At 68.2% G+C, this 12,348-nt stretch carries 15 protein-coding genes; 7 read left to right on the top strand and 8 right to left on the bottom strand.

The genetic code is table 11. From position 1 onward, the window contains the following. The first annotated feature begins 88 nt into the window (after nucleotides 1-88). Genes hpnC through hpnE form a run of 3 tightly spaced genes read left to right on the top strand, consistent with a single transcriptional unit; the run spans nucleotide 89 to nucleotide 3,071 of the window. The gene (gene hpnC / locus E6O51_RS05160; protein ID WP_136383898.1) at nucleotides 89-922 is read left to right on the top strand and encodes a squalene synthase HpnC; all 834 of its coding nucleotides are present in this window, start codon (nucleotides 89-91) and stop codon (nucleotides 920-922) included. Beyond that, entirely contained in the window at nucleotides 919-1,752 is an 834-nt protein-coding gene (gene hpnD, locus E6O51_RS22205; RefSeq protein WP_230976706.1) for a presqualene diphosphate synthase HpnD, read from the top strand. Before hpnC ends, hpnD begins: the two co-directional genes overlap by 4 nt. An 8-nt stretch (nucleotides 1,753-1,760) precedes the next feature. Beyond that, entirely contained in the window at nucleotides 1,761-3,071 is a 1,311-nt protein-coding gene (gene hpnE / locus E6O51_RS05155; RefSeq protein ID WP_230976705.1) for a hydroxysqualene dehydroxylase HpnE, read from the top strand. A 9-nt stretch (nucleotides 3,072-3,080) separates the two neighbouring features. On the opposite strand, the gene E6O51_RS05150 is transcribed toward hpnE, so the two are convergent. The 5 genes from E6O51_RS05150 to E6O51_RS05130 form a co-directional block, all read right to left on the bottom strand. Further along, the gene (locus tag E6O51_RS05150; protein ID WP_136383897.1) at nucleotides 3,081-3,578 is read right to left on the bottom strand and encodes an HAD domain-containing protein; all 498 of its coding nucleotides are present in this window, start codon (nucleotides 3,576-3,578) and stop codon (nucleotides 3,081-3,083) included. Between the two features lie 177 nt (nucleotides 3,579-3,755). Next, nucleotides 3,756-4,085: a DUF3301 domain-containing protein gene (locus tag E6O51_RS05145; protein ID WP_136383896.1), complete on the bottom strand. Its 330-nt coding sequence runs from the start codon at nucleotides 4,083-4,085 to the stop codon at nucleotides 3,756-3,758. A gap of 31 nt (nucleotides 4,086-4,116) precedes the next feature. Next, a complete protein-coding gene (locus tag E6O51_RS05140; RefSeq protein WP_136383895.1) occupies nucleotides 4,117-5,700 on the bottom strand; it encodes an inorganic phosphate transporter in 1,584 nt (527 codons plus the stop codon). Nucleotides 5,701-5,784: 84 nt separating this feature from the next. After that, complete coding sequence (locus E6O51_RS05135) at nucleotides 5,785-6,141, bottom strand: nucleotide pyrophosphohydrolase (protein WP_136383894.1); 357 nt, start codon at nucleotides 6,139-6,141, stop codon at nucleotides 5,785-5,787. Further along, on the bottom strand, nucleotides 6,138-6,983 hold the full coding sequence (locus tag E6O51_RS05130; RefSeq protein WP_136383893.1) for a 23S rRNA (adenine(2030)-N(6))-methyltransferase RlmJ: 846 nt from the start codon (nucleotides 6,981-6,983) through the stop codon (nucleotides 6,138-6,140). The genes E6O51_RS05135 and E6O51_RS05130 overlap by 4 nt, the downstream gene beginning before the upstream one ends. A gap of 196 nt (nucleotides 6,984-7,179) precedes the next feature. Between E6O51_RS05130 and E6O51_RS05125 the strand changes: the two genes are divergently transcribed. The 4 genes from E6O51_RS05125 (at nucleotide 7,180) to E6O51_RS05110 (ending at nucleotide 9,634) form a co-directional block, all read left to right on the top strand. After that, nucleotides 7,180-7,719: a gamma carbonic anhydrase family protein gene (locus E6O51_RS05125; protein ID WP_136383892.1), complete on the top strand. Its 540-nt coding sequence runs from the start codon at nucleotides 7,180-7,182 to the stop codon at nucleotides 7,717-7,719. Nucleotides 7,720-7,800: 81 nt separating this feature from the next. Next, entirely contained in the window at nucleotides 7,801-8,499 is a 699-nt protein-coding gene (locus E6O51_RS05120) for an SIMPL domain-containing protein (RefSeq protein WP_136383891.1), read from the top strand. 45 nt (nucleotides 8,500-8,544) lie between these two features. Continuing rightward, nucleotides 8,545-9,105: a C40 family peptidase gene (locus E6O51_RS05115; RefSeq protein WP_136383890.1), complete on the top strand. Its 561-nt coding sequence runs from the start codon at nucleotides 8,545-8,547 to the stop codon at nucleotides 9,103-9,105. Nucleotides 9,106-9,199: 94 nt separating this feature from the next. Beyond that, nucleotides 9,200-9,634 carry a CBS domain-containing protein gene (locus E6O51_RS05110; protein ID WP_136383889.1) on the top strand — a complete coding sequence of 145 codons (435 nt, stop codon included), beginning with the start codon at nucleotides 9,200-9,202 and terminating at the stop codon, nucleotides 9,632-9,634. 84 nt (nucleotides 9,635-9,718) lie between these two features. On the opposite strand, the gene ftsB is transcribed toward E6O51_RS05110, so the two are convergent. From ftsB to kdsA, 3 genes are all read right to left on the bottom strand, one after another. Further along, a complete protein-coding gene (gene ftsB, locus E6O51_RS05105; RefSeq protein WP_136383888.1) occupies nucleotides 9,719-10,045 on the bottom strand; it encodes a cell division protein FtsB in 327 nt (108 codons plus the stop codon). Between the two features lie 118 nt (nucleotides 10,046-10,163). Continuing rightward, entirely contained in the window at nucleotides 10,164-11,453 is a 1,290-nt protein-coding gene (eno, locus tag E6O51_RS05100) for a phosphopyruvate hydratase (RefSeq protein WP_136383887.1), read from the bottom strand. Between the two features lie 54 nt (nucleotides 11,454-11,507). Beyond that, the gene (kdsA, locus tag E6O51_RS05095) at nucleotides 11,508-12,347 is read right to left on the bottom strand and encodes a 3-deoxy-8-phosphooctulonate synthase (protein WP_136383886.1); all 840 of its coding nucleotides are present in this window, start codon (nucleotides 12,345-12,347) and stop codon (nucleotides 11,508-11,510) included. Nucleotide 12,348 lies beyond the last annotated feature (1 nt).

The following is a 12,348-nucleotide window of genomic DNA, read 5'->3' as shown; positions in this document are numbered from 1 at the left end:
AGATTGCGGGAAGCCCGGAAAGTGCCGGGCCGCGCTTTGGCTTATACTCCGGGCGCCCGGCAGCCGCCAAGCGCGCCGCCCGCCCGTCATGCCCGTCGAACACTACGAGAACTTCCCCGTCGCCTCATTGCTGCTGCCCGCCCGCCTGCGCGAACCGGTGGAGGCGATCTACGCCTTCGCGCGCGGCGCGGACGACGTGGCCGACGAGGGCGACGCGGCGCCGGCCGAGCGCCTGGCACGGCTGGACGAGTACCGCACGGCGCTGGCCGCCATTGAACGGCACCAGCCCTGCCCTGTCGCCGATCTCGCCCCCCTGTTCGAGCGCCTGGAACGCAACGTGCGCGCCCACGCCCTGCCGCTGCAGCTCTTCCGCGACCTTCTGGACGCCTTCAGCCAGGACGTGGTCAAAACCCGCTATGCGGACTTCGCCGAAATCCTCGACTACTGCCGCCGGTCCGCCAACCCGGTGGGCCGGCTGCTGCTGCACCTGTACGGAGTGAGCGACGAAACGGCGCTGGCCCAGTCCGACGCCATCTGCACCAGCCTGCAACTGATCAACTTCTGGCAGGATGTGTCCATCGATTGGGACAAGGACCGCATCTACCTGCCGGCCGACGACATGGCCAGCTTCGGCGTCACCGAGGCGCAGGTCGGACAGGGCCGGGTGGATGAGCCCTGGCGCGCGCTGCTGGACTTCCAGGTGCAACGTGCGCGGGCCATGATGCGCGCCGGCGCACCGCTGGCCCGCCGCCTGCCGGGACGCATCGGCTGGGAACTGCGCCTGATGGTGCTGGGCGGGCTGCGCATCCTGGAAGGCATCGAGGCGGCCGGCCACGACGTGTTCGCCCACCGCCCCACCCTGCACCGGAACGACTGGCCGCTCCTGGCTTGGCGCGCCCTCAACTACGACAACAACACATGAATCCGCACGCCTACTGCCAGGACAAGGCCGCGAAGAGCGGCTCCAGCTTCTACTACAGCTTCCTCTTCCTGCCGGCCGAGCGCCGCCAGGCCATCACCGCCCTGTACGCCTTCTGCCGGGAGGTGGACGACGTGGTGGACGAATGCCACGACCTGTCGCTGGCGCAGACCACGCTGGAGTGGTGGCGCCAGGAAGTGGCGCGGGTCTACGAGGGCCAGCCCACCCATCCGGTCGGCCTCGCCCTCAAGGACGTGCTCCCGCGCTTCGACCTGCCGCGGGAGCAGTTGCTGGAAATCATCGACGGCATGGCCATGGACCTGCAGCAGACGCGCTACCTGGACTTCAAGAACCTCCAACTCTACTGCTACCGCGTGGCGAGCGTGGTGGGCCTGCTGGCGGCGGAGATCTTCGGCTACACCGACCGGGCCACGCTGAAGTACGCTCACGACCTGGGGCTGGCCTTCCAGCTCACCAACATCATCCGCGACGTGGGCGAGGACGCCCGGCGCGGGCGCATCTACCTGCCCATCGAGGACCTGCAGCGCTTCAACGTGCCGGCCGCGGACATCCTGGAGGCGCGCCACAGCGACAACTTCCGCGCCCTGATGGAATTCCAGGCCGAACGCGCGCGCCACTACTACGCCCAGGCCTTCGCCCACCTGCCCGCGGCCGACCGCAAGAGCCAGCGCCCCGGACTGGTGATGGCGGCCATCTACCGCACTCTGCTGGACGAGATCGCCCGCGACGGCTTCCAGGTGCTGGACCGGCGCACCTCCCTGACCCCGCTGCGCAAGCTGTGGATCGCCTGGCGCACCTGGATGAAGGCCTGACGCGCGGCATGGTCCCCCATCAGGTCGCCATCATCGGTGCCGGCTACGCCGGGCTCGCCTGCGCCGTGGAACTCGCCCGCCACGGCGTGCAGGTCACCGTGTTCGAACGTTCCCACACCCTGGGCGGACGCGCCCGCGTGGTGGCCAAGGACGGCCACCGCCTGGACAACGGCCAGCACATCCTGCTGGGGGCCTACAGCGAACTCACCCGCCTGCTGCGTACCACCGGCGTGTCGCCCAAGACGCTGGAACGCCTGCCGCTGCTGCTGCACGTGCCGGGCGAACTCCACCTGCAGGCCGCGCACCTGCCCGCGCCCTTCCACCTGGCCGTGGGCCTGCTGCGCGCCCGCGGTCTCGCCTGGGCGGACCGGCTGGCCATGCTGCGGCTGATGCGGGGGCTGAAGAAACGGGCGTGGCGCGTGGAGGCGGCGCAGAGCGTCGCCGAACTCCTGCGCCAGACCCGCCAGACGCCCCGGCTGATACGGCTGATCTGGGAGCCCCTGTGCGTGGCCGCCCTCAACACCCCGGCGGCCGAAGCCTCGGCGCAGATCTTCGCCAACGTGCTGCGGGACAGCCTGGGGGCGCACACCGCCGCCAGCGAACTGCTGATCCCGCGTATCGACCTGTCCGAACTCTTCCCCGTGCCGGCCGCACGCTTCCTGGCCGTGCGCCGCGGCAAGCTGCGCACCGGCACCGCGGTGGAAGGCATCCGCCGGGAAAACGGGGAGTTCTTCCTCGATGGCGACCCGGGCCGCGGCGGCTACCGCCAGGTGGTCATCGCCACCGCCCCGCACCACGCCGGCGCCCTGCTCGCCTCGGCCGGCGATTGCGAACGCCTGGCGGCGCAGATCGACGCCCTGCCCTCCGAACCCATCGTCACCGTCTATCTGGCCCTGGGCGACGGCGTGCACCTGCCCCATCCGATGATCGGGCTGGCCGGCGCCCCGGCCCAGTGGGCCTTCGACCGCGGCCGGCTGGGCGGCCGCGCCGGCCTCGTCGCCTGCGTGATCAGCGCCCATGGCGCCCACGAGGCCCTGTCCCGGGAGGAACTGATCCTCGCCGTGCACAAGCAACTGGAAGACGAACTCAGCCGCCGCCTGCCCGCCCCGCAGTGGAGCCAGGCCATCACCGAGAAGCGCGCCACCTTCGCCTGCCGGCCGGGGCTGGTGCGCCCCGGCTGCCGCACCCCGGTGCCGGGGCTATGGCTGGCGGGGGACTACCTGGATTCGGATTACCCGGCCACGCTGGAATCGGCCGTACGTTCCGGCACGGCCGCGGCGGAACGGGTACTGCGCTTCGCCGCCCGCACCGGGCACTGAGCGCCCGGCTCAGGCCCAGCTCAGCGCCGGGTTGACCGGTTCGGCCGTTGCCTTGCCGGCACGAAGATCGGCCAGCATGCGGCGCAGCGCACCGGCGTCCTCTTCGGTGAAGCCACGCTTGAAATCGGTGAGAACCAGGCGGGAGCGGGTCAGCCAGTTGCCCGGCGCGTCGTCCACCGCACACCAGGCGGCGGTGGTGAAATCCGCCGTGTGCTGGGACAGCCACAGCATGGCTTCCCGTTCGCGCAGGCCGTGCAGCTCGCTGCCCCGCTTCGGGATGAGCTGGGGCGTGGTCCCCGCGACGCGCGGCCGGATGTCCTCCGCGAAGCGCAGGCTCAGGGCGGACAGGGGGAAAAGCATGCGCTGGTCCGCGGCGATGACGATGCGCGCTTCGTCGAACTCGCGCATCACCGCCTCGACGGCGGGCAGACAGCGGAAATCCTCCACCTCGCCCCAGGGGTGGGTGACACCGTCGAAATCCATGAAGATGTACGTGTACTTGCTCATTGCTTGCCCTCGATCCGGAAAGATCGCTCCGGAAGTACGGGTTTATTTATGCTGCAGTGCAGAATACACGCTATTTGTGCTCCTTGGAAGCGAGCAAAATCACGCCGAAAGGCCCGAATCCATTGGCTTATGATTCCGATCAAGTATGATGCTGCAGTGCAGCATGTCCGACTGTTCTCAATGCAGCGGCTGGCCGGCGCGCCGGTGCTCGCCCACGTCGAGCATGACCACCTCGCGCCCCAGCAGCACCACGGCGCCGTGGTAGCGGTCGTCGCCGCTGCCGGAGTATTCGAACTCATATACGCGCCGCAGTGCGGCGTGGCCGTCGTCGTCGCGCGCCAGGCGCAGAGAACGGCAGGCCACCGTCTCGTCCAGCAACTGCACCCCTTCCCGCCGGCAGGCCGCGCGCGCCTCCGCCATGCCCGCCTCGCGGGCCTTCAGGCTGTCGAGCCAGAACCAGGCAAGGGCGGCGAGGAGGACGAGCGCCGAGAGTTCGAATCCGGTCATGCCGCCGATGATACCCGCTCGCGCGGAGGGTTCAGGGCAGCAGCATGCCGCGGATCATGTAGAACAGCATCGCCGCCATCAGCGCCGACGCCGGTACGGTGATGATCCAGGCCGCGGCGATGCGCATCACGTGCGAACGCTTGACCAGTTCGCGCTTGTAGACCTTGCGCAGGCCCTTGCGCTCGCCCTTGGACAGGTTCAGCGGATCTTCGCGCAGCTTGGCCTTGCGCTTGAGGTCGCGCAGCATCTCGCCCTTGCGCTTGATGGAGGCCTTGGCGAACTGCGCCAGAAAGGCATCCAGCGCCACTTGGTCGCCCTCCGGATGGTGCGCCTTGATCTCCGCCACCATGCGGTCGTAGTTGCGCTTGAGGTATTCGCGCAGGAAGCCGACGCCGAACACTCCGCCCACCGCGATGTGGGTGGAACTCACCGGCAGGCCGAGCTGGCTGGCGAGAATCACCGTCAGCGTGGCCGCCATGGCGATGCAGAAGGCGCGCATCTGGTCGAGCTCGGTGATCTCGGAACCCACCGTGCGGATCAGCTTCGGGCCGTAGAGCGCCAGGCCCAGGGAGATGCCCAGCGCGCCCACCATCATCACCCACAGGGGAATCGGCGCATCGGTGCTGATCTGCGTCTGGCCCAGGGTCACGATGTCCACGATGGCGGCCAGCGGACCCACCGCGTTGGCCACGTCGTTGGAGCCGTGGGCGAAGCTCAGCAGGCCCGCGGCGAAGATCAGCGGCACGGTGAGCAGGCTGTTGACGCTCTGCTTGGAATTGCTCATCTGGCGCGAACGGCGTTCGACGGCCGGCTTGACGATGAAGTAAACCACCACCGCAAAGGCCAGGCCGAGCAGGACGGCAGCGAAGAAGCCGACCGTCACCAGCTTGCCGAGCCCCTTGAGCAGGAGATAGGTGCAGAACACCCAGGCCATCAGCGCCACCAGCAGGGGCACCACCTTGCGCGCCGCGGCCACCATGTCCGCCTGGTAGGTGACGCTGTGCTTGATGAGGTACAGGAATCCGGCGGCGATCAGCCCGCCCATCAGCGGCGAGACGACCCAGCTTGCCGCGATCGACCCCATGACCGACCAGTTCACCACGCCGAAGCCGTTCGCTGCGACGCCCGCGCCCAGCACCGCGCCGACGATGGAATGGGTGGTGGACACCGGTGCCCCCACGGCGGTGGCGACGTTCAGCCACAAGGCCCCGGCCAGCAGCGCGGCCATCATCAGCCAGACGAAGGTATCGTTGTTCTGGATGCTGGCCGGATCGATGATGCCGCTGCGAATGGTGCCGACCACCTCGCCGCCGGCGATGAGCGCGCCTGCCGCCTCGAAGATGGCCGCGATCACCAGCGCGCCGCCCATGGTCAGCGCCCTGGAACCGACTGCCGGGCCGACGTTGTTGGCCACGTCGTTGGCGCCGATGTTCATCGCCATGTAGCCGCCGATCAGCGCGGCGATCACCAGCACCAGGCTGGGCTGGCCGTCGCCGCGCATCGTCGCGTAGAGCATCACGCCGACCAGGAAGAGCAGGCCGAGGCCCAGCCTGAAGAGTTCGGAGCGGCCGCTTTCCGTCGCCCGCTCGATTTCACTGATGTGCTGAAGTTCCACGCGCCGATGCCCGCCCGCTGCAAAAGCGCGTATTGTTTCAGAAATATTCCCTTAACCCAAACGTAACAATACCCGCCGCGCCGCTCACAGGCGGTCGTACTTGTCCGCGCGGCCGCGCGCCGCCTCCACCGGGTAGCGCTCGGCGTTGATCGCCAGCTTGCGCCGCGCCGCCTCGGCCAGGTCGATGCCGAGCACGTCGGCCAGGCGCACCAGGTACAGCAGCACGTCGGCCAGTTCGAGGGCCACCTCGCCGCGCACCCCGTCGGGCAAGGCCGCCGACTGCTCCGCCGTCAGCCACTGGAAGTGCTCGATCACCTCGCCGGCCTCGCCGGAAAGGGCCATGGCCAGGTTCTTGGGGGTGTGGAACTGTTCCCACTCCCGCGCCGCGGCGAACTCGCGCAGCGCGTCGCGCAGGGTTTCGAGGCTGTCGGTGGGTGTCATTCGATGTGGTGCTCCAGGTCGAAACCGGCGCCCTCGTCCTCGGCCAATTGCTTCACCAGCCAAGGCATCACCGCCTCCAGGCGTTCGGGCAGCACCCAGGGCGGATTGACCACGAACACGCCGCTGCCGAACATGCCGAAGCCGTCGCGCGGCGGATGGCGCACCGCCAGGCGCACGTCCAGCCAGCTCTCGGCGCCCAGGGCCGCGAGCCTGTCGGGCAGCTTGCGCGCGTCCGCCCGCGCAAGCATGGGATACCACACCGCGAAGGTGCCGGTGGGGAAACGGCGCAGACCCTCGGCGAGGACGTCCACGACGCGGCGATAGTCGTCCTTGACCTCGTAGGGCGGGTCGATCAGCACCACCGCACGCCGGCTCGGCGGCGGCAACAGGGCGCGCAGGGCGGAAAAGCCGTCGGCCTTGCGCACGCTCACACGCTCCTGCTCGCCGGCGAAAGTCCTCTGCAGCAGTTCCACGTCGGCCGGATGCAGCTCGAACAGGTGCATGCGGTCCTGCGCCCGCAACCGGGTCATCGCCAACGCCGGGGAGCCGGGATAGAAATTGAGCCGGCCGTGGGGGTTGAACTGGCCCACGGCTTCCAGATAAGGCTTCAGCAGTTCGGGCACGTCCTCGCGTTGCCACAGCCGTCCTACCCCGGCCGCGTGCTCGGCATTCTTCGCCGCCTGCTCGCTGTCCAGCGCATAACAGCCCGCCCCGGCGTGGGTATCGATGTACCACCAGGGCTTGTCCTTGCGGTTGTAGTAGTCGAGCAGTTCGATGAGCAGGAAATGCTTGAGGACGTCGGCGTGATTGCCGGCGTGGAAGGCGTGGCGGTAGCTGAGCATGGAGGGGTTGCGAAGAAAGGTTGCGGCGAAAGCGTTCGCCCCATGTTAACACCCCCATCACCACGGCATCGGAAGTGCTTGATGCAAGGCGGCTTTTGACGTTACGGCAGGTTTTCACGCGGCGCAGCAATTGCTATGATTGCGCCCCTTTCCGCGGGTGAACGCCTCGCCTGCCGGAGAACCGAGAGAACAGTCAATGGCAATCTACGCACTGGGCGACCATGCGCCGCGCTTCGGCGAAGGCTCCTGGGTCGCCGACAACGCCACCGTGATCGGCCGGGTCGAAGCCGGGCGCGACGTCAGCATCTGGTACAACGTGGTGATCCGCGGCGACAACGATCCCATCACCATCGGCAACGGCACCAACATCCAGGACGGCTCCATCCTGCACAACGACGACGGCGTGCCGCTCGTCATCGGCGCGGACGTGACCATCGGCCACATGGTGATGCTGCACGGTTGCACCGTGGGCGGCGGCAGCCTGATCGGCATCAACGCGGTGATACTCAACCACGCGGTGATCGGCAGGAACTGCATCATCGGCGCCAACGCGCTGATTCCCGAAGGCAAGGTCATCCCCGACCGCTCGCTGGTGGTCGGCTCCCCGGGGCGCATCATCCGCGAACTCTCCGACGAGGACATCGCCAAGCTCAGAGCCAACGCCGCCCACTACGTGGACAACGCCCGACGCTACGCGGCCGAATTGCGCCACATCGATCCGTTCAACGGGCGCTGACAAGCGCTTACACCCGGAGCACGCGGCAGGCGGGCAGCCGTGCGGTATAAATGGCCTTCCTCCCATCCGGAAAGGCCCGCCATGTCCCTGACCACCCGCACCCTGCCCGTCCTGCTCCTCGCCGGTGCCCTGTCCGCCGGCAACGCCTGCGCCCAGGCGCCCGCCGCGAACCAGGCCACGACGATAGACCTCGCAGCCGCCGCCACGCGCCCGGCGGCCAACGACCTGGCAGTCGCCACCGCCTACTTCGAAGCCAGCGACGCCAGCCCGGCCGCGGTGGCGCGCCAGGTCAACCGCGCCATCGCCGCCGCCCTCGACACCGCGCGCGCCTACACGACCGTCAAGACCCAGTCCGGCAGCACCCAGACCTGGCCGGTGTACGGCAAGAACGGCCGCCAGATCGAGGGCTGGCGCATGCGCTCGGAAATCCGCCTGGAAAGCCGCGACATCGCCGCCCTGTCCGAACTGCTGGGCAAGCTGCAATCCACGCTGGCGGTGTCGCAGATCGGTCTGGAGCCGGCGCCGGAAACCCGCCGCAAGGCCCTCGACGACGCCACGGTGGATGCCATCCGCGCCTTCGAGCAGCGCGCGCAACTGGTGGCGAACACGCTGGGCAAGCCCTATCGCATCCGCCACCTGGGCATCGGCGAGTCGGGTTACCAGCCCATGCCCCGCATACGCGCCGCCATGGCCGCCGCGGAAGCCGCGCCGGCCCCCATCGAGGCGGGCGAAAGCCAGGTCGGCGTGACGGTGAACGGCACCATCGAACTCACCGAGTAAACCCGCGCTGGACGACGGCCGGGCGGCTGGACTATCTTTGCGCCCATGCGTCCGTCCGCCGCCCAGCCTTCCGCTCCGCAGCTTCGCATCCGGCACCTCCTGCCGGCCGCGGCGGCGGCACTGCTGTCGGCCTGCACCACCCTTCCGCCCCCCACGGCCGATACCAGCGCCACGCCACGCCGCAGCGCGCCGCAGAACAGCTACTTCACCCTGGAAGACCAATCCCAAAGCCGGGAGATGGTGATCTTCGCCCTCGGCCTGCTGGACGTGGGCTACCGCTTCGGTGGCCGCAACCCGGAGGCCGGGCTGGACTGCAGCGGCATGGTGAGCTACATCGTCGAGCAGGTGTCCGGACAACGCCTGCCCCACAACGCCGCGCAGATCGCCGAACGCACCCGTCCCATCGGCGTCGCCGACCTGCAGCCCGGCGATCTCGTCTTCTTCAACACGCAGAACCGCCGCCACAGCCACATGGGCGTATACATGGGCGACGGCCGCTTCATCCACGCACCGTCGAGCCGCGGGCGCATCCGCATCGAACGGCTGGACAACCCGTACTTCGCGCAGCGCATCGACGGCGCCCGCAGCCTGCTGGCGAGCAACTGATCCAGACCTGCAGCGGCATCCGCGGAATGCCATGCATGAACAAGAAGCCCGGATTCACCGGGACGACGACACCACCACCCAAGGAGAACGAGACATGCCTGCACGCAAGATCAGCGAAGTGGTACGCGGCCAGCCCATCCTGACCGCCCGGGGAACGATTTCGGTGCGGGAGGCCAGCCGGCTGATGACGGAGCGCCGCGTCGGTTCCATCATGATCGTCGCCGGCGACGGACGTCTGGCCGGCATCTTCACGGAACGGGACGCCCTCGCGCGGGTGCTGGCCGACGGGCTGGACCCGGACCGCACCCCCATCGAAGATGTGATGACCCGCGATCCCCTCGCCCTCACGCCGTCCCAGCCCCTCGGCCATGCGCTGCACCTGATGCACGACAACGGCTTCCGCCACGTGCCGGTGGTCGAGGACGGCCGGCCGGTGGGGATGATCTCGGCGCGCGACGCGCTGGGACTGGAGATGGTCGCCTTCGAGGCGGAACTCGAACAGCGCGAGACGATCACCGAACTGCTGTGAAAGCTGGCCGGTATCGTAGGAGCGGCCTTGGCCGCGATACGGCTGGCGGGAATGCAAAGGCCGCCATCGCGGGCAAGCCCGCTCCTACTCGACGGCTGCCCCGGAAGAGGCCTTTTCGTCCGCGCCCTGCTTCGTACCCGGTTTCTGCGGCACATGCACGTAGATTTCCCCCGGCCGGGTCAGGCCCAGTTCGTAGCGCGCCCGCTCCTCGACGGCCTCGTTGCCGGACTTGAGGTCGTCCACCTCGGCGGCCAGCGCCGCGTTGCGCTGTTCGAGCTGGTGATTGGCGGCACGCTGGGCCTGCAGTTGGGAGTCCACTTCCCAGACCCGCAGCCAGCCTCCCTTGCCCAGCCATAGCGGGTATTGCAGGACGACCGCCAGCAGGGCGAGGATGATCAGGGGCCAGCGCATGAAGGGGCGAACGAATGCCTGAATGCAAGGAAGGCCAGCGGATCGTCCGCCGGCCTTCGGGTTTTTACCATGCGACGCCCGCCGCGGCGAGCATCGTTTTCAACCGGTAACGCGGTTATTAACGCGCACGCAGGTTGAAGAAGGCCTTGCGGCCCGGGTAGCTGGAAGTGTCGCCCAGATCTTCCTCGATGCGCAGCAGCTGGTTGTACTTGGAGATGCGGTCCGAGCGGGAGAGCGAACCGGTCTTGATCTGCATGGCATTGAGGCCGACGGCGATGTCGGCGATGGTGGCGTCGTCGGTCTCGCCCGAACGGTGGGAGATCACCGAGGTGTATCCGGCGCGCTTGGCCATTTCCACCGCGGCGAAGGTCTCGGAGAGCGTCCCGATCTGGTTGATCTTGATGAGGATGGAGTTGGCGACGCCCTGGTCGATCCCCTGCTCCAGGATGCGGGTGTTGGTGACGAAGAGATCGTCGCCCACCAGTTGTACGCTCTTGCCCAGGCGGTCGGTCAGCACCTTCCAGCCGGCCCAGTCGCCTTCGGCCATGCCGTCCTCGATGGAGACGATGGGGAACTTGTCCGCCAGCGTGGCGAGGTAGTCGGTAAAGCCTTCGGCGGTGAGGCTCAGACCCTCGCCGACCAGTTCGTACTTGCCGTTCTTGTAGAACTCGCTGGAGGCGCAGTCCAGGGCCAGCAGCACGTCGCGGCCCGGCTCGTAGCCGGCGGCGGCGATGGCGTCCTGGATCAGGTTCAGGGCCTCTTCGGTGCCGGAGACGTTGGGCGCGAAGCCGCCCTCGTCACCCACGGTGGTCGGGTAACCCTTCTTGTCGGTGATCTTCTTCAGGTGGTGGAAAATCTCCGCGCCGCAGCGCAGGGCCTCGCGGAAGCTGGCCTGAGACACCGGCATGATCATGCATTCCTGGATGTCCAGGCTGTTGTTGGCGTGCGCGCCGCCGTTGATGACGTTCATCATCGGCACCGGCAGGGTCATGGGGCCGGAGCCGCCGAAGTAGCGGTACAGGGGCAGGCCGGCCTCTTCGGCCGCGGCCTTGGCCACCGCCATGGACACCGCCAGCGTGGCGTTGGCGCCCAGGCGGGACTTGTTCTCGGTGCCATCCAGCTCGATCAGCGTGCGGTCGATGAAGGCCTGCTCCTCGGCGTCCAGGCCGATGATGGCTTCGGAGATTTCCGTGTTCACGTTCTCCACGGCGCGCAGCACGCCCTTGCCCAGGTAGCGGGCGCTGTCGCCGTCGCGCAGCTCGATGGCCTCGCGGGAGCCGGTGGAGGCGCCGGACGGCACCGCCGCGCGGCCCATGACGCCGGATTCCAGCAGCACGTCGGCCTCGACGGTGGGATTGCCGCGGGAATCCAGAATCTCGCGGGCGATCACGTCAACGATTGCACTCATGGTTCTTCCTGTATCGGTTGGAAACGGGGAATTCTTTCAGGCGAGCCTGGCAGGTCAAAGCTGCTGTTCGATGAAGCCCTGGGACTTCACCAGGCGGTCGATGTCCCGCAGCACGGCCAGCAGCGCCTTCATCTTCGGCAGCGGCCACGCGTTGGGGCCGTCGGACAGGGCCTTGGCGGGGTCCGGGTGGGTTTCCATGAAGAGCCCCGCCACGCCCACGGCCACCGCGGCGCGCGCCAGCACCGGCACGAACTCGCGCTGCCCGCCCGAGGCCGTGCCCTGCCCGCCCGGCAACTGCACCGAGTGGGTGGCGTCGAACACCACCGGGCAGTTGGTCTCGCGCATGATGGCGAGGCTGCGCATGTCGGACACCAGGTTGTTGTAGCCGAAGGAGGCGCCGCGCTCGCACACCAGGATGGTGTCCGCGCCGCCGTTGGCTTCCTTGGCCTTGTCCACCACGTTCTTCATGTCGGCGGGGGCGAGGAACTGGCCCTTCTTGATGTTCACCGGCTTGCCGGAAGCGGCCACCGCGTGGATGAAGTCCGTCTGGCGGCACAGGAAGGCCGGCGTCTGCAGCACGTCCACGACGGCCGCCACCCGGGGGATTTCCTCCACGGTGTGCACGTCGGTCAGCACCGGCAGGCCCAGTTGCTTCTTCACCGCTTCGAGCATTTTCAGGCCGGCATCCATGCCGTGGCCGCGAAAGCTCTTGCCCGAGCTGCGGTTGGCCTTGTCGTAGGACGCCTTGAAGATGTACGGGATGCCCAGTTCGGCGCAGATTTCCTTCATCTGCCCGGCGATGTCCAGGCACATCTGTTCGGATTCGGCCACGCAGGGGCCGGCAATCAGGAAGAAGGGCCGGTCCAGGCCGGCCTCGAAACCACACAGCTTCATC

This window comes from Pseudothauera rhizosphaerae (genome assembly GCF_004801305.1).
In the GTDB taxonomy this organism is placed as follows: domain Bacteria; phylum Pseudomonadota; class Gammaproteobacteria; order Burkholderiales; family Rhodocyclaceae; genus Pseudothauera; species Pseudothauera rhizosphaerae.
Note: the sequence above shows the minus strand (reverse complement) of the source record. Positions and strands in the feature narration are given on the sequence as shown.